The following is a 16,897-nucleotide window of genomic DNA, read 5'->3' on the forward strand; positions in this document are numbered from 1 at the left end:
CTCTCCACGCCCTGGCTCCCGGGGTCTGCCTTCCCAGGCACCGCACCACCCGTGCCACTCGCGTCACCCTGGACGGGTCTCCGGCTTGGTGGATGGTTGCCCCGCGTCGCTCCCGGATTCGCTCGCCGCACATCGCGCAAGCGAKGTGCGCGCCCTCCAGCACGAGGCGAAGCGAGTGCACGGGGTTCCCCCCGTAGGAGGCGTCGAGGAGCGCAGCGGCTTGGGGGTTGCCGCCGCGCAGCGGCGGTCGAGCCCACTTGTTTGAGCCGAAGGCGAGTTGTGGGCTCGCCCCCAAGACGCGAGCACCGCAGAGCAGTCGCAGGCGGCGAAGCCGACTGGGACCGCCTCCTCCGGGGGGCGCTCTTTGCCCACTTTCTCGCGCGAGAAAGTGGGTCGGCTGCCGGGCCGAGACCCGGCGCGGCCTCGCCAGAGAGAAAACGCAACTCACAGCGCGCAGTGGGCCCCGGCGTCCGCCGGGGTGACGGGGGTGACGGGGTGACGGGGTGACGGGGTGACGGGGATTTTCCCCGGACCGCAGTGGGCGTTCGCCGGGACAACTACTTGACCGACAACGCCCGCGCGATCCGGTGCTTGTGCACCGTGGTGCGTGGCACCGGCATGTCGAACCACTGCCGCACGTCCTCCTCGAGGCCGATGCCGTGCATGTAGTTGTAGAGCGCCTTCTTGAGCGCAAAGCCCAGCGCGTCGTGGTCGGTGCCGGTGGGGTCGTGGAACCCCACGTCGTTCTTGGCGAACGACACCGGCGGCAGGGGCTCCAGCGTGACGCCATAGGCCGCGGGGTCCTTGCCCACCGGTGAGTGCACGGTGCATGCGAAGCGGTGGAAGAAGCCGCTCTGGATGCAGCCGTTCTCGAACAGCTGGCGCACGTACTCGAGCGCATCCACCGTGTCCTGCACGGTCTGGGTCGGGAAGCCGTACATCAGGTATGCGTGCACCAGGATGCCCGCGTCGGAGAACGCGCGCGTGACACGGGCCACCTGCTCCACCGACACGCCCTTTTTCATCAGGTTCAACAGCCGGTCGGACGCCACCTCGAGCCCGCCCGAGATCGCGATGCACCCGCTGTCGGCCAGCTGCAGGCACAGCTCGGGGCTGAAGGTCTTCTCGAAGCGGATGTTGCCCCACCACGAGATGGACGTCTGCCGCCGCTGCAGTTCGGCCGCCAGCGCCTTCAGCGCCTTGGGCGGCGCCGCCTCGTCGACGAAGTGGAAGCCGGTCTGCCCCGTCTCCTGCACGATGGACTCGATGCGGTCCACGAGCGTGGCCGCGGACGCCCCGTCGTAGCGCGAGATGTAGTCGAGGCTCACGTCGCAGAAGCTGCACTTCTTCCAGTAGCAGCCATGGGCCACCGTCAGCTTGTTCCAGCGGCCGTCGGACCACAGCCGGTGCATCGGGTTCAGCATGTCGAGCAGCGACAGGTAGCGGTCGAGCGGCAGGCCGTCCCACGTGGGCGTGCCCACCTCGGCGAACGCGATGTCAGGCTCGCCCATGTCGGCGAACTTGACCACCGCCTCGCCGGCCGGGCGCAGGAACGTGCGCACCAGCCGCTGGCTGGACCGCTTGCCGGCCAGGTGGTCGAGCAGCGCCAGCAACGGCCGCTCGCCCGCGTCGAGCGTGACGAAATCGAAGTGGTCGAACACCCGCGGGTCGGACAACTCGCGCAGCTCGGTGTTGACGAACCCGCCGCCGAGTGCGGTGACGATGGTGGGATCGTGGGCCTTGATGGACTGCGCGATGCGGAACGCCGCGTACACCGCACCCGGGAACGGCACGGACACCAGCACCAGCGTGGGCGCGTGGCGGCGCACGGCGTCGAGCGTGAGGTCGTGCAATGTGCGGTCGACGAGGTTGAGCGGCGCCGCCAGCGCCTCGGCGAGCGGGTCGAACGTGGGCTGGCTCTGCGCGAGGGACTCGGCGTAACGCACGAACTCGAACCGCGGGTCCACCGCATCGCGCAGCACGTCGGCCAGGTCGTTCAGGTACAGCGTGGCGAGGTGGCGGGCCCGGTCTTGCAGGCCCAGCGCGCCGAACGCCCACGCGAGCGGGTCGCCGCCATCGTCGTCCACGTACACGTCGAGCGAGGTGAACCGCGAGCCCTCGGGCAGGAAGGACCGGCCGCAGATGCGGTGGGCGAGCGTGGCGTCGCGGCCCTGCAGGAACGCGAGCACCGGGTCGATGGTGGCCAGGTAGCGGTCGAAGCGGTCGTGGAACGCATGGACGTTGGCACTGCGCGCGGCCTCGGGCATGGCGTCGATGCAGGTGCGCACCTCGCGCAGTCCGGCCACGGAAAAGAGCTTCAGCACCAGCGCGAGCGCCAGGTCTTCCTGCACGGCGTCGAACCCGCGCGACCGCAGGAACCCGGTCAGGTAGGCGGTAGACGGGTACGGGGTGTTGAGCTGCGTCATCGGGGGGATGACGGACAGGATGCGCATGGGGGAGGACGAACGACAGCAGGCCAGACCCGCATTCTGCCAGTGCGGGGCTTTCCGGCGTGTCAGCGGGGCCGCCCCTTCGCCTTCGCGCGCGCAGGGGCATCGTCCGCCGGGCGGTGCTGCATGACCAGGTCGTACAGGCCCTGGCTGGCGATGGACAGGCCCCGGTCCCGCCTGCGCACGAGGTAGAGCTGCCGCGTGAGCCCGGGCCACGCGAGCGGCCGGGTCACCACCTGCGGGTGCCGGAAGTGGAACAGCGCGAGCGACGGCACGATGCTGACCCCGAGCCCCGCGCCCACCATGCCCATCACGGTGGCGAGCTGGTCCACCTCCATCAGCGTGTTCAGCTGCAGCGGGTGCAGCGCCGCGTCGAGGTACTGGCGCACGCTGCTCGTGCGCGACAGGTGCACGAACGGCACGGTCGCCACGTCGCGCGGACGCACCGACCCCGCCGACGCCAGCGGATGGGCCGCGGGGCACACCAGGTGGAAGCGGTCGCTGCAGAACGGCTCGGCCTGCAACTCCGGGGTGTCGGCACGCACGGCGGCAATGGCGAAATCGGCCTGGCCGCTGCGCACGGCATCCACGCAGGCTTCCGACAACACGTCGCGCACCGCGAGTTCGATGGCCGGGTACGCCGCTCGGAACGTGGCCAGCACGCCGGGCAGCCAGCCAGCCGCCAGCGACGGCAGCAGGGCCACGGCCACCCGCCCGCGCCGGCGCATGGCGTAGTCGGCTGCGCTGGCCACGGCCCCTTCGAACTCGGCGAGCAGGCGGCGGGCCGACGGCTCGAACTCCCGGCCCTCGGTGGTCAGTTCGACGTGGCGGGTGCTGCGCTCGAAGAGGCGTTGCTGCAGGCCCTGCTCCAGCGAACGGATCAGGGCGCTGAACGCCGGCTGGGACAGGTGCGTGAGCGCCGCCGCACGGGTGAAGTTGCGCTGCTCGGCCAGCGTGACGAACGCGCGGAGCTGGCGGGTGGACAGATTGATCTGCATTTCAGATCATTCGATCCGATCTTTGGACTTCCCGCAATAGATCGAGTTGCCTACAGTGCCCCCTGTGCACCGGCCTGTCCGCGGGTGCGGGAGCAACAATGATGGAACCCATCCTGCGGGTAGGCTGTGCCGCCGGTTTCTCCGGCGACCGCACCGACGCCGCCGGCCCGGTGGTCGATGCGCTGGCCGCGGCCGGCGGTCCGGCGGTGCTGATCTTCGAGACGCTGGCCGAACGCACGCTGGCACTCGCGCAGTTGGCGCGCCGCCACGACCCCGGGGCCGGTTACGAGCCGCTGCTCGACGACCTCGTGCGGCCCGTGCTCGCCCGCTGCCTGGCCGCCGGCATCCGCATCGTCAGCAACTTCGGGGCGGCCAACCCCGACGGGGCGGCCCGCCACATCGCGCGCATCGCCCGCGAGCTGGGGCTGCGCGCCCCGCGAATCGCCGTGGTGCGGGGTGATGACCTGAGCGGGCCCGCGAGCCGCCCCGTGCTGGCAGCGGCGCTCGGAGACCACCTGGGTGGCCTGGCGATCGTCAGCGCCAACGCGTACATCGGCGCCGAGGCCATCGCCGATGCGCTCGTGGCCGGGGCCGACGTGGTGGTGTGCGGCCGCGTGGCCGACCCGTCGCTCACCGTGGGCCCGGCACTGGCCCACTTCGGCTGGGACCGCACCGACTGGGACCGCCTGGCCCGCGCCACGATGGCCGGCCACCTGCTCGAGTGTGGCGCGCAGGTCACCGGCGGCTATTACGCCGACCCGGGCCACAAGGACGTCCCGGGCCTGGCCTCCCTCGGGTACCCCATCGCCGAGATCGATGCCGACGGCCACTGCACCATCACCAAACCCCCGGGCACCGGTGGGCGCATCGACATCCACACGGTCAAGGAACAGCTGCTGTACGAGGTGCATGACCCGGCCGCCTACCTCACGCCCGACGTGGTGGCCGACATCATGGGTGCCACCGTCACCGAAACCGGGCCCGACCGCGTGCGGCTGGCCGGTGTGCGCGGCCACCCCCGGCCGGACGGGCTGAAGGTCAACGTGTGTGTCGAGGCGGGCTGGTTCGCCGAGGGCGAGATCTCCTACGCCGGCGCACGCGCCGAAGCCCGTGCACGCCTCGCAGCCGACGTGCTGCGCGAACGCCTGGCCGTGCTCGGCCCGCTGCGCGTGGACCTGATCGGCGTGACCAGCGTGCTGGCCGACGACGGCGGCCGGGCGCTCGCCGACCACCCTGCGGGCGACGCCCGCGACGTTCGCCTGCGCGTGGCCGCCAACCACCCCGACCGCGGCACGGCCGAACGCCTGGGCCGCGAGGTGACGGCGCTGTACACCTGCGGCCCGGCTGGCGGCGGCGGCGTGCGCACCAGCGTGCGGCCACGGCTCGGCACCGTGTCGTGTTCGGTGCCACGCACCGAGGTGCCCACCACGTGGGCGTTCATCGAGGAGACCACCGCATGAACACCGTCACCGTGCCGCTCCACCGGGCCGCCCACGGGCGCACCGGCGACAAGGGCAACCGCTCCAACATCAGCGTGATCGCCTGGTCACCCCGCCTCTGGGACACGCTGGTGGCCCAGGTCACCGAGGTCGCCGTGGCCCACCTGTTCCGCCACCGCCGGCCCACCCGGGTCACCCGCTACCTGGTGCCCGGCCTGCACGCGATGAACTTCGTGCTGGACGACGTGCTCGACGGGGGTGTCAACGACGCCCTGAACCTCGACAGCCACGGCAAGTCGCTGTCGTTCCTGCTGCTCGACCTGCCCCTCACGCTGCCGATCGACCTGGCCGACGACCTCGTCGGCGAGGCGGCGGATTACCATCCCTTCCCCTCGCAGGAGACCTGACATGACCTTCACGCCCCGCCGCCGCCTGGTCGGCGCCCTTGCCCTTTCCCTTGCCTTCGCGGCCGCCACACCGGCTCGCGCCGAGACCTTCCCCGCCAAGCCCATCACCTTCATCGTGCCGTTTGCCGCGGGCAGCGCCACCGACCAGCTGGCCCGGGCCCTCGGCCAGGCGGTGAGCCAGGAGTCGAAGCAGGCCGTCGTCATCGACAACAAGGCGGGCGCCAACGGCATGCTCGCGGCACAGTACGTGGCCCGTGCACCGGCCGACGGCTACACCGTGCTGATCGCCACCAACACCACCCAGGCGGCCAACCAGCACCTCTTCAAGAAGATGCCGTACGACCCGGTGAAAGACTTCACGCCCGTCACCGGCCTCGGCAAGGGCGGCCAGGTGCTCGTGGTGCGCACCGAATCGCCGTGGAAGTCCGTGGGCGAGCTGATCGCGGCGGCCAGGCAGGCGCCCGGCAAGCTGACGTTCGGCGGCGGCAGTTCGTCCAGCCGCATGGCGGTGGAGATGTTCAAGCAGCTCACGCACACCGACATCCTGCACGTGCCCTACAAGAGCAACCCGAACGCCGTGACCGACCTGATCGGCGGCCAGATCGACCTGATGATCACCGACACCGCCACCGGCGTGCCCCACGTGAAGGGTGGCAAGCTGCGGGCGCTCGGCGTGTCCACGGCCAGACGCCTGCCCATGCTGCCCGACGTGCCCACCATCGCCGAGGCAGGCGTGAAGGGCTACGAGTTCACCTACTGGTTCGCCGCGTACCTGCCGGCGAACACCCCGGCCCCCGTGGTCGCCCGCGTGCACGAGTTGCTGGTCAACGCCACCCAGGGCGCTGCTGCCAAGTCGTTCTACGAGAGCACCGGCGGCGACGCATGGACCACCTCGCCGGCCGACCTGGCCAAGTTCCAGGTGGCCGAGACGGTGAAGTGGGGCAACGTGATCAAGGCGGCCGGCATCGAGGCGGAGTGATCGGCTGGGGGCCTCGCCCCCAGCCTCTGATACCGCGCTCAAGCAATGAGTGCTTCCACACCCTTTGCTTCGACAATTTGCAGAAGCTTTGCAGCCGCGCCACTGGGATGCTTTTCGGCCCTGGGCGATTCCCACTTTTGCACTGTCGAAACGCTCACGTTCAAGAACGTGGCGAAGACAGACTGACTCATCTTGGCAACCTTGGTCCGAATCTTTACGACGTGCTCGGGAGAATAATCAGGAGGCACCTCGCAAAGCACGCGAACCTTGGCAAGGTTCGGTTTCGACAAAACCCCGTACGCAAACAAGTCTTCCGCCGTCTCCAGAGCTTCCTGGAGCAGGCGTGCGTCTTCATTTACTTTCTTTCGAGGCATTGCATATCTCCTTAAGTACTGCGCCCTCGACGAGCTCATTCAACTTCTCGCCCCCAAATTTTTGCATCGAAGCGGAAATGACCTTGGCCGTTTCGACCACAGCGTCGGGGAAATCATCGCCTGGCTCGCTCTTCTCTCTGCCGAAAAGGAAAATGATTGCATGAGGATTGCGCTTCGCGACCAACGTTCGCGTCGAACCACTCTTGCCCTGCCCGGCTACCGCAACGCGCTTCTTGCAAATACCTTGACCCAGCTCGGCCTCAAATTGTCCCTGCTCGATCTCACGCGCTGCAACACATAGCGCGCTGTCAGAAAGAACCTTCTTGGCCCAGCGGTCGAACGTCCTGGTCTTGAAGACTCGTCTGGATTGAGGTTTGGCTTGCATAGACGGTTAGAAGTATAGCACCAGGTGCAACGGTTCCGGGTTTGTTCCAGGTCACAATTCCTCAGCCACCACCCTTCGAAGCGTGGTGGCGAGCAGCCAGGGCGTGTGCCGGAATCGTGCCGGGAGCGCCGCTTGCTTGTCCCGCGGGCCCGGCTCCGCGCCGCTCCGGACACCCCCGATGCCCATCCCGCCCCCCTCCGCCCTGCCGCTACCCCACCGCCCCATCGGCGGCGGCGTCATCACGCTGCTCGGCCTGGCGCTCACCGGCGGCGGTGTCTGGCTGGCCGCGCTGGGCGGTTCGTGGTTCTACGCAGGCGCCGGCCTGCTGTTGATCGTCATCGGTGTGCTGCTGGCCCTCGGCCGGCGCCAGGCGCTGGCCGTGCATGCGCTGCTGCTGGGCACCACCGTGCTGTGGGCGCTCTGGGAGGGCGGCCTCGACTGGTGGCCCCTCGCCGCCCGCGCCGACGTGTTCGTGCTGGTGGCCGTGTGGTTGCTGCTGCCGTGGCCCGGCGCGCCGGGCGTGCGCATCCGCGGGCGTGGCGTGCTCGGGGCCGTGCTCGGGGCCTCGCTGCTGGTGGCCGTGGCCACCTGGTTCTTCGACCCGCACGACGTGGGCGGCGAACTGCCCGCACGCGACCTGCCGTTGGCCGCCGCCCCCGTGCCCGATGGCGATTGGATGGCGTATGGCCGCACCGGGTTCGGCCAGCGGTATTCCCCGTTGCGCGAGATCACGCCGGAGAATGTCGCGAACCTCCGGCCCGCCTGGACCTACCGCACCGGTGACTTCCGCGGCCAACCCGGCGACCCGGTGGAAACCACGTTCGAGGTCACGCCGCTGAAGGTGGACAACCGGCTGTACCTCTGCACGCCCCACCAATCGGTGATCGCCCTCGACGCCACCACCGGCAAGGAACTCTGGCGCCACGACCCGAAGGTGCAGGGCGAACTGGCGCTGCAACACCTCACCTGCCGCGGGGTGTCGTACCACCCGGGGCCGTCCCCCGTGCCGGGAGACACCTGCCCGTCCAAGCTGTTCATGCCCACCGCCGACGGCCGGCTGCTGGCGCTGAACCCGGGGAACGGGGCGCCATGCACCGGCTTCGGCGGCGGGACAGGCCACATCGACCTCTGGGCCGGCATGCCGAACGTGAACCGCGGCTCGTACTATTCCACGTCGCCCGCGGTCGTGACGAAGCGCCTCGTGATCGTGGGGGGCACGGTGCTCGACAACGTCTCCACCACGGAACCCTCCGGGGTCATCCGTGCATTCGACATCGACACCGGCACACTCGTGTGGAACTGGGACGCCGGCAATCCCGACACCTCCACCCCGCTGGCCGCCGGGCAGCACTACACGCCCAGCTCGCCCAACAGCTGGTCGGTGTCGAGCGTGGATGAAACGCTGGGCATGGTGTACGTGCCCCTCGGCAACCAGCCGCCCGACCAGTGGGGCGGTGCGCGCAGCGCGGCAGCGGAACGCTATTCGTCGTCGGTGGTGGCACTCGACCTGGCCACGGGCCAGGTGCGCTGGCATTTCCAGACCGTGCACCACGACCTGTGGGACTACGACGTGCCGGCCCAGCCCACGCTGGTGGACCTCACCATCAACGGCGCGCCGGTGCCCGCGCTCGTGCAGCCCACGAAACAGGGCGAGCTGTACGTGCTCGACCGGCGCACCGGCCAGCCACTGCTGCCCGTCACGGAAAAGGCGGCCCCCCAGGGCGCCGCGGCAGGGGACCGCACCGCCCCGTCGCAGCCCGTGTCGGCGCTGTCGTTCGACCCGCCACCCCTCACCCCGCACCACATGTGGGGCGCCACGCTGTTCGACCAGCTGGCCTGCCGCATCGCGTTCCACCAGCTGCGCTACGAGGGGCGCTACACGCCGCCGTCCACCGGCGGTTCGCTCATCTACCCCGGCAACTTCGGCGTGTTCAACTGGGGCGGCGTGGCGGTGGACCCGCAGCGCCAGGTGGTGTTCGCCACCCCCACCTACCTGGCGTTCGTCTCGACACTGGTGCCTCGGGCGGACGGCACCACCCAGTACGTCCAGGGCAAGTCCCCGCCGAAGGCCCCGCTGCCGGCACTCAACGAAAACTTCGGCGCGCCGTTCGCGGTGAAGCTCGGCCCATTCACGTCGCCGCTGGGCATTCCGTGCCAGGCGCCGCCGTGGGGCTACGTGGCCGGCGCCGACCTCGTCACGGGCAAGGTGGCCTGGCGGCACCGCAACGGCACGGTGCGCGACATCACGCCGCTGCCGCTGCCGTTTCGCATGGGGGTGCCGAACATCGGCGGTCCGGTGGTGACGGCAGGCGGCGTGGCATTCCTGTCCGGCACCATCGACAACGCGGTGCGGGCCTACGGGGTGACCGACGGCCGCATGCTGTGGGAGCAGCGCCTGCCGGCCGGCGGCCAGGCCACGCCGATGACCTACACCGGTGAGGACGGCCGGCAGTACCTGCTGGTGGTGGCCGGCGGCCACGGCTCGTTGGGCACCACGCCGGGCGACCACGTGATCGCCTACGCGCTGCCCCGTTAACATACCCGCGCAAAAGCCACACTGGCGCGCCGGGGCCCCCGCTCCGGCGATCATCGCGGCTTCGCCGGCCACACCCCACACCATGAAGATCGATTTTGTCTCCGACGTCTCCTGCCCCTGGTGCGCCATCGGCCTCAAGTCCCTCGAAACCGCACTGGAGCGCATCGGGCCCGGCCTGCAGGCCGAGCTGCATTTCCAGCCGTTCGAGCTGAACCCCACCATGGGCCCGGATGGCCAGGACGTCGCCGAGCACCTCGGCGAGAAGTACGGCCTGTCTCCCGAGCAGGTGGCCCAGAACGGCGAGGCCATCCGCGCCCGCGGGGCGACGGTGGGTTTCACGTTTTCGATGGGTGCGCGCCGCCGCATCTACAACACCTTCGATGCCCACCGCCTGCTGCACTGGGCCGAGCTCGAGGGCCGCCAGCACGAGCTGAAGCTCGCGCTGTTCAAGGCCTACTTCACCGACGGCGAGGACCCGAGCGACCACACGCTGCTCGTGCGCGTGGCCGGCGAGGTGGGGCTCGACGAAACCCGCGCCCGCGAGGTGCTGGCGAGCGGCGCGTACGCCGACGACGTGCGCCAGCAGGAACAGTTCTACCAGCAGCAGGGCATCCACGCGGTGCCGGCCGTCATCATCGACGGCCGCCACCTGATCCAGGGCGGCCAGCCGGCCGAGGTGTTCGAACAAGCGCTGCGGCAGATCGCCGCGGCACCCGGAGCATGACCATGGCCAAGAAGATCCTGATGGTGCTGACCTCGCACGACCAGCTGGGCAACACCGGCCACAAGACGGGTTTCTGGCTGGAGGAGTTCGCCGCGCCGTACTACACGTTCGTCGACGCCGGCGCGGCCGTGACCCTCGCGTCGCCGAAGGGCGGACAGCCGCCGCTCGACCCGAAGAGCGACGCCCCTGACGCCCAGACCGCCTCGACCGAACGCTTCCGCAAGGACACTGCCGCCCAGCAGGCGCTGGCCTCCACGCGGCCACTCACCACCGTGAAGGCCGGCGACTTCGACGCGGTGTTCTACCCCGGCGGCCACGGCCCGCTCTGGGACCTGGCGGAGGACCCCGTCTCCATCGCGCTGATCGAGCAGTTCGACCGGGCCGGCAAGCCCGTGGCCACGGTGTGCCACGCCCCCGGTGTGTTGCGGCACGTGAAGGGTGCGAGCGGCGAACCCCTCGTGAAGGGCCGCCAGGTCACCGGCTTCACCAATTCCGAGGAAGCGGCCGTGCAACTGACGGACGTGGTGCCGTTCCTCGTGGAGGACATGCTCACTTCGTGCGGCGGTGTGTTCTCGCGTGGCCCCGACTGGCAGTCGCATGCCCTGGCCGATGGGCACCTGATCACCGGGCAGAACCCGGCGTCCTCCGAGGCGGCGGCCGAACTGGTGGTGAAACAGCTGGGACGCTGACCCCGGCCACGGGGAAGCGCCGGTCTCTGGCATGCTATGCACCCTGGACCGATCCCACCCTTCCCCAACGATGCCCCCGGCCCCACCCCACACCTTGACCCACGCCACCGCCGCGCTGCCCCCCGGGGCACTGCCGGCGCAGCCGGTGCTGGTGGCCCGGCCCGAGCTCGTGGTGTGTGACGAGTGCGATGCGGTCCACGGCCGCATCCGGCTGGCCCGGGGCCACGTGGCCCGGTGCAGGCGCTGCGGCGCGTTGCTGGGCCGCAGCCACGTCGTCACCACCGCCGGGCAGCTTGCCTTCGCGCTGGCAGCGCTCGTGTTCCTGCTGATCGGCAACCTGTCGCCGCTGGTCGCACTCGACCTGCAGGGCATCCGGATCAGCGTCACCCTGCCCCACGCGATCTCTCTCACCTGGCGCATCGGCCAGCCGCTCGTGGCGATGCTGGCCACGGCCACCGCGCTCGTGTTTCCGGCCGCGCTCATCCTCCTGCGGCTCTACGTGCTGGGGTTCCTCGTGGCAGGCCAGGTGCCCCCGCGCTTTCGCTTCGCGATGCGGGCGCTGCGCTGGTGCACCTACTGGAGCATGGTCGAGGTGTTCATGCTCAGCGCCCTCGTGTCGATGGTGCGCAGCGCGGGGGTCGCCGACCTGGTGCCCGGCGTGGGCATGTTCGGCTATGCGGCGCTGACGCTGCTGCTGACGTCCATCACCGCATCCGGCCTGCACGGCATGTGGAAACGCGGCAGCGAACTGGGGGCCGGATGAGCACCCCGGGCGACGACACCCTCCACACGGGCCGACAGCTCGGCCTGTTCAGCTGCCACACCTGCGGGCGGGTGTCGGAGGCCGTGGGCCGCGTGGCCCCCGATGCCGCCCTCGCATGCCCGCGCTGCGGCACCGCGCTGCACCACCGCGCGCCGCGCAGCCTCGAGAAGTCGTGGGCTTACACCTGGGCCGCGTTGCTGCTGTACCTGCCGGCCAACATGTTGCCGGTGATGTCCACGGTGAGCCTCCAGGGCACCGTGAGCCACACCATCCTCGGCGGCATCCACGAACTGTGGGTGGCCGGCGACTGGGGCCTCGCCCTGATCGTGTTCGTCGCCAGCGTGGGCGTGCCCATCGTCAAGCTGGTGACCATCCTGATGCTGCTGATGACGGCCGGCAAGGCGTCCACCTGGTGCTCGCGCGAACGCACCACGATGTACCGCTGGATCGAGGCCGTGGGCCATTGGTCCATGCTCGACGTGTTCGTGGTCGTGCTGCTGGTGGGCATGATCCACTTCGGTCCGTTTGCCGGTGTGGAACCGGAATCCGGGCTGCTCGCGTTCGGCGCCGTGGTGGTGCTGACCATCCTTGCCGTCTCCAGTTTCGATCCCCGGCTCCTCTGGCCCGATCCGGCCGACAATCCCCCTGCCCCTGCACCACCCGCACCCCATGAGTGAGTCCGACGACACCAGCGCTCCCCCCCTTGCCGCACCCGAGCCGATCACCCGCAAATGGCGGGGGCCCTCGCTCGTGTGGCTGGTGCCCATCGTGGCGCTCATCGTCGGCATCTCGCTGCTCGTGCGCAGCATCCTGGCCACCGGCCCGGTGCTCACCATCCAGTTCGAAGGCGCCGACGGACTGCGCCCCGGGCAGACCGAGGTGCGGTTCAAGGAGGTGGTCGTGGGCCGCGTCGAGACCGTGGCGTTCAACGACGACCGCTCCCGCGTCGTGGCCACGGTGCGCCTGAGCCGTTCGGCCGCGTCGCTCGCGGTGGAGGACACCCGGTTCTGGGTGGTCAGGCCGCGCATCGACATCGGCGGCGTGAGCGGCATCGAGACGCTGTTCTCGGGCGCCTACATCGGCGTGGACGCGGGGGTGTCGGCCGAAAGCCAGACCGAGTTCGAGGGCCTGCCCGGCCCGCCTTTCCTGCTGCGTGGCGAACCGGGCCGTGGCTTTGCGCTGCGCACCAGCGACCTGGGGTCACTCGACGTGGGTTCGCCCATCTACTACCGGCGCACCCGCGTGGGCCGGGTCGTGGGCTACAAGCTCGACCCGGATGCCGACGAGATCGCCGTGCAGATCTTCGTCCAGGCGCCGTACGACAAGCTGATCAACCCGCAGACGCGGTTCTGGAACGCGAGCGGGGTGGACCTGGCCATCAACGCCAACGGCCTCACGCTGAACACACAGACGCTGGCCTCCGTGCTGTCGGGTGGCCTCGCGTTCGAGCGGCCCGTCGAATACAACAAGCTGCCCCCGGCCGCCGACGGCCACCGGTTCCCGCTGTTTCCCGATCGCAAGACAGCGATGGCCCCGCCCGACGGCGATCCGCTGCGCGTGCGCATGGTGTTCGAGCAATCGGTGCGCGGCCTGTCGGTGGGGGCGCCGCTCGATTTCCTCGGCATCGAGATCGGCACCGTGCGGTCCATCGGCATCGACTACGACCGCAAGGGGCAGCGTTTCCCGATCGAGGTGACGGCCGACATCTACCCGCTGCGCCTCGGCCAGGCCCGCGAGTCGCTCACCGAACCCGGCACCGACCCGGCGCGCCGTGACGTGCTGCTGCTCAAGCGCCTGGTCGACAACGGCGTGCGTGCCCAGGCGCGCAGCGGCAACCTGATCACCGGGCAAATGTACATCGCCCTCGACTTCATCCCGCGCAGCCGCCGCGTGACCCTCGACACGCAGAGCCAGGTGCCGTCCATCCCCACGGTACCCGGCACGCTGAGCGAACTGCAGCCGCAGATCGCCGAGATCGTCGACAAGATCAACAAGGTGCCGTTCGACGAGATCGGCAAGAACCTGAACACCACGCTGCGGGAAGCGAACCAGGCCATCGCGAAGTTGAGCCCCGAGGCCCAGAAGGCGCTCGTCGACGTGCAGAAGACACTCGACGAGGTGCAGAAGACGATGGGGGCCGCGCAGAAGACGCTCGGCGACGCCGACCGCCACCTGCTCTCGCCCGACGCCCCGCTGCAACGCAACGCCGAGCAGACCATGCTCGACCTGCAACGCGCGGCCCAGTCGCTGCGCACGCTGACCGACTACCTCGAGCGCCACCCGGAATCGCTGCTGCGCGGCAAACCGGATGACGCCAAGCTCCGCTGACACCACCATGCGCCTACTGCCCTCCGTCCTCGCCGCCGTGACCCTGGTCCTCGCCGGGTGCTCGTCCACCCCGGCCACACGGTTCCACAGCCTGCTGGCCGGTAGCGGCACGGCCGCCGCGCCCGCGCCCACCCGCTACGTGGACCTGGGGCCGGTGGGTGTGCCCGCCGCGGTGGACCAGCCGCAATGGGTCGTTCGGCTGCCGGACGACAGCCTGCGCATGCTCGAACAGGAGCGCTGGGTGGCCCCGTTGCGCGACGAGGTGCGCGCCGCGCTGCTCGACGGGCTGCGCCAGCGGTCGGGCGTGGGCGATGCCCGCACCGCGCCGGTGCCGCCGGGCGACGTGTCACGCGTGCGCGTGGACGTGCTCCGTTTCGAATCCGCCGCCGGCCGCGGCACCTGGCTCGAGGCCCGCTGGACCGTGGCACCGGGCGACCTGTCTTGCGGGATCTCGTTGCGCGAGCCCGCCGACACGGACCCATTGGCCCTCGCCGCCGCACATCGGCGCGCGGTGAACACGCTGGCCGACCGCATCGGGGTGTCGCTGTCCACCAGGGGGTGCCCGGCGTGACTGCCGGGCGGGCCCGCGAGATCCGCTTCAACGTGTTCGGCCGCGTCGTTGCCATCACTGCCACGGCCACCGGCTGGCAGCCGTTCCATGTGGGCGACGGCACCCGCCGGCCGGCCAGCTTCGTGATCCCGGATTTCGTGACCGAGGACGAACTCGCGCAGTACCTGTTCGACCTGTTCCACGAATCGGCCTCGCCGTCGAACGGCGAGGTGACGCGCCTGGGGTGATGACCGGCGAGGCGCGAGCGCGCCCGCGCCGCGTCCCCCCAACCAGTCACCCCAGCGTCAAGCGCGTCAGAACCGCCAGCGCCACGGCATACCGCAACCAGCCGAACTTGCGCCGCAACAGCGCGTACCCGAGCCACCCCGAGGCCAGCAGCAACGCCAGCGCGCTGCCGCTGCGCGCGGCCACCAGCATCATCAGGCCAGCCTGGATCCCGAACGTCACCCACGGCACCGCCACCTGCGGCGGCGTCAGCACGGGCGTGTCGCCTTCCGCGGTGGCAGTTTCGGTGGCGGTTTCGGTGGCCGCCGGGGCCGGCTCGGTGGCCCGGGCGGCTTGCTGCCGCGCCTGGCGGGCGGCCTGGCGTTGTGCCTGGATCTGGCCCGCGGTGAGTTGCAGCTGCGGCACGGGCCGCGGTGCGGGCACCCACCACGCCCCCTCGGCGCGCAACGGCGCCTCGCCACGGGCGGACCGTTGGCGGAACGTGTCGGCCGCCCTGGGGCGCACGGCCTCGCCGCCCACCGGAAGCGCACGCGCGGCGGTCACCAGCTTGCCGCCCTGCGTGGCGTTGACCATGCGGACGAACTGCGCCTGCCCCAGCAGCGTGTCGCGGGAGGCCGGGGTTCCGTTCCAGGTGGCCTGGCCGCCCCCCGCGGTGCCGGCCCGGTGGAGTGCCGCGCGCAACGCCCGGCGCTGTGTGCGCGACACCGACGGCCCATCATTGACCACCACCCCGGTGACCTCCTGGCGCGCGCCGCGCCGCATCACGTGCTGCTTGTCGGGGTGGGGCGTGAAGCCTTCGTCCTTCAGCACGTGGTGCACCTGGCGCAGCAGGCGGCCGACCAGCGCCTCGCCGTCCCCCGACGCCGAAAACGTCAGGTCGTCGGCATACCGCGTGTACCGGAAGCCGAGCTTGGCGGCCAGCCCCTGCAACCGGCGGTCGAGCCGGCGGCACAGGATGTTCGTGAGCATGGGGCTCGTGGGCGCGCCCTGCGGCAGCACCCGCTCGCGCGCGGTGCCGCCCACGTGGAAGGGCTCGCCATCCACCTCCAGCGTGTCGCTGACGTTCTCGCTGCACAGCAGCGCCAGCACGGTGGCCACGGCCTCGGGGTAACCGAGGGCGGCGAACACACCCTTGATGCGCGGGTAGGCCACGCCCGGGAAGAAGTCCTTCAGGTCGAGGTTGATCACCACGCCCTGCCCCGCGTGCGGCGCGGCGTTGGTGACGATGCTGCGGCCCGGCAGGAACCCGTGGGCCGCCGCGTGGCACGGCACCTTCGCGAGCACGTTGTCGAGCACCCAGTACTGCGCCCGCTTGAGGCGGGGCATGGGGGCCGAGATGATGCGTTCACCGCCGGTCTTCTTCGGCAACGCAAACCGCCGGTAGTGCGTGACCCTGGCCACCTCGCGGTGGAAACTCAGGAACTTCAGCTCGGGCACCGACAGGCCCATGGCCTCGGCCAGCGCCTGCGGCGTGGCCAGCAGCGGCAGGCCGCCTTCGCGCAGGCGGGCCAACGCGGCCTCGGCGTCGGTTGGCGCCTGCAACCCGCCCGACACACCTTGCCCGAGGTACCCGGCGTGAGAGGCCCGGGCCGCGTGCCAGCGCAACGCGCGCTCGTGGCGTTTCTGCTCACGGGCCTGTGCGGTGGTCTCGCGCCGTTCACGGGCCTGGGCCATGCGCGCCTTGCGCATGGCTTTCAGCGCGGCCACCGGGTCGCCCCGTTCGCGCACCACGGCCTGCAAGCGGTTCAGGGCCTGCACCAGTTCGGCTTCGCGTTCGATGAGGGCCGCTTCGACCGAAGGTTTGCCGGCATCCGCCGGCCAGAAGCCAAAGCGGCGCATCTCGTCGAGGACGACGGCATCTTTGCTGGACGCGGCAATGCGCTCGATGAGTTCGGCGCGGGTGGGCTGGCGGGCGGTCACGAGACACGCCCCTGCGGCCGGGGAAAGGTGAGTGCAGCACGTGTCTCATCGAAGAGCCTGAAAGGCTTCGAGGACGGGCGCAGTCCACTCGACGCCGCGCGACACCCAG

At 70.5% G+C, this 16,897-nt stretch carries 16 protein-coding genes; 11 read left to right on the forward strand and 5 right to left on the reverse strand.

The annotated features are described in order from the left end of the window. Positions 1–557: 557 nt before the first annotated feature. Positions 558–2,453, reverse strand: coding sequence for a radical SAM protein (locus tag ASC87_RS26495; protein ID WP_056670107.1), 1,896 nt, complete (start codon positions 2,451–2,453; stop codon positions 558–560). 62 nt (positions 2,454–2,515) lie between these two features. Further along, positions 2,516–3,442 carry a LysR family transcriptional regulator gene (locus ASC87_RS26500; RefSeq protein WP_056670502.1) on the reverse strand — a complete coding sequence of 309 codons (927 nt, stop codon included), beginning with the start codon at positions 3,440–3,442 and terminating at the stop codon, positions 2,516–2,518. A 104-nt stretch (positions 3,443–3,546) separates the two neighbouring features. On the opposite strand from ASC87_RS26500, the gene ASC87_RS26505 reads away from it, so the two are divergent. The 3 genes from ASC87_RS26505 to ASC87_RS26515 are packed head-to-tail and all read left to right on the forward strand — an operon-like array spanning position 3,547 to position 6,273. Continuing rightward, complete coding sequence (locus tag ASC87_RS26505; protein WP_056670111.1) at positions 3,547–4,908, forward strand: acyclic terpene utilization AtuA family protein; 1,362 nt, start codon at positions 3,547–3,549, stop codon at positions 4,906–4,908. Next, entirely contained in the window at positions 4,905–5,294 is a 390-nt protein-coding gene (locus ASC87_RS26510; RefSeq protein WP_056670114.1) for a hypothetical protein, read from the forward strand. The genes ASC87_RS26505 and ASC87_RS26510 overlap by 4 nt, the downstream gene beginning before the upstream one ends. 1 nt (position 5,295) lies before the next feature. Then, complete coding sequence (locus tag ASC87_RS26515) at positions 5,296–6,273, forward strand: tripartite tricarboxylate transporter substrate binding protein (RefSeq protein ID WP_056670116.1); 978 nt, start codon at positions 5,296–5,298, stop codon at positions 6,271–6,273. Between the two features lie 38 nt (positions 6,274–6,311). Here ASC87_RS26515 and ASC87_RS31295 read toward each other — a convergent pair whose 3' ends face one another. Together ASC87_RS31295 and ASC87_RS31300 are read right to left on the reverse strand one after the other, a co-directional pair. After that, positions 6,312–6,647 (reverse strand): DNA-binding transcriptional regulator, encoded by a 336-nt coding sequence (locus tag ASC87_RS31295; protein WP_164492012.1) that lies wholly within the window; start codon positions 6,645–6,647, stop codon positions 6,312–6,314. Next, positions 6,625–7,032 (reverse strand): type II toxin-antitoxin system RelE/ParE family toxin, encoded by a 408-nt coding sequence (locus ASC87_RS31300; RefSeq protein ID WP_082568975.1) that lies wholly within the window; start codon positions 7,030–7,032, stop codon positions 6,625–6,627. The genes ASC87_RS31295 and ASC87_RS31300 overlap by 23 nt, the downstream gene beginning before the upstream one ends. Before the next feature lie 178 nt (positions 7,033–7,210). On the opposite strand from ASC87_RS31300, the gene ASC87_RS26520 reads away from it, so the two are divergent. The 8 genes from ASC87_RS26520 (at position 7,211) to ASC87_RS26555 (ending at position 14,870) form a co-directional block, all read left to right on the forward strand. Further along, a complete protein-coding gene (locus ASC87_RS26520) occupies positions 7,211–9,568 on the forward strand; it encodes a membrane-bound PQQ-dependent dehydrogenase, glucose/quinate/shikimate family (RefSeq protein WP_056670119.1) in 2,358 nt (785 codons plus the stop codon). Between the two features lie 82 nt (positions 9,569–9,650). Next, the gene (locus tag ASC87_RS26525; protein ID WP_056670123.1) at positions 9,651–10,292 is read left to right on the forward strand and encodes a DsbA family oxidoreductase; all 642 of its coding nucleotides are present in this window, start codon (positions 9,651–9,653) and stop codon (positions 10,290–10,292) included. 2 nt (positions 10,293–10,294) lie between these two features. Continuing rightward, complete coding sequence (locus tag ASC87_RS26530; protein WP_056670126.1) at positions 10,295–10,981, forward strand: type 1 glutamine amidotransferase domain-containing protein; 687 nt, start codon at positions 10,295–10,297, stop codon at positions 10,979–10,981. 94 nt (positions 10,982–11,075) lie between these two features. Continuing rightward, positions 11,076–11,744, forward strand: coding sequence for a paraquat-inducible protein A (locus tag ASC87_RS26535; protein WP_056670129.1), 669 nt, complete (start codon positions 11,076–11,078; stop codon positions 11,742–11,744). After that, positions 11,741–12,421, forward strand: a complete 681-nt coding sequence (locus ASC87_RS26540) for a paraquat-inducible protein A (protein WP_056670132.1) — start codon at positions 11,741–11,743, stop codon at positions 12,419–12,421. The genes ASC87_RS26535 and ASC87_RS26540 overlap by 4 nt, the downstream gene beginning before the upstream one ends. Then, the gene (locus tag ASC87_RS26545; protein WP_200954533.1) at positions 12,414–14,072 is read left to right on the forward strand and encodes an intermembrane transport protein PqiB; all 1,659 of its coding nucleotides are present in this window, start codon (positions 12,414–12,416) and stop codon (positions 14,070–14,072) included. The genes ASC87_RS26540 and ASC87_RS26545 overlap by 8 nt, the downstream gene beginning before the upstream one ends. A gap of 7 nt (positions 14,073–14,079) precedes the next feature. Next, positions 14,080–14,643 (forward strand): membrane integrity-associated transporter subunit PqiC, encoded by a 564-nt coding sequence (locus tag ASC87_RS26550; RefSeq protein ID WP_056670140.1) that lies wholly within the window; start codon positions 14,080–14,082, stop codon positions 14,641–14,643. Then, positions 14,640–14,870, forward strand: a complete 231-nt coding sequence (locus tag ASC87_RS26555) for a hypothetical protein (protein ID WP_235582308.1) — start codon at positions 14,640–14,642, stop codon at positions 14,868–14,870. The genes ASC87_RS26550 and ASC87_RS26555 overlap by 4 nt, the downstream gene beginning before the upstream one ends. Before the next feature lie 46 nt (positions 14,871–14,916). On the opposite strand, the gene ASC87_RS26560 is transcribed toward ASC87_RS26555, so the two are convergent. After that, complete coding sequence (locus tag ASC87_RS26560; RefSeq protein ID WP_056670143.1) at positions 14,917–16,788, reverse strand: reverse transcriptase family protein; 1,872 nt, start codon at positions 16,786–16,788, stop codon at positions 14,917–14,919. Positions 16,789–16,897: the final 109 nt, after the last annotated feature.

Source organism: Rhizobacter sp. Root1221, assembly GCF_001425785.1.
Classification (GTDB): Bacteria; Pseudomonadota; Gammaproteobacteria; order Burkholderiales; family Burkholderiaceae_C; genus Rhizobacter.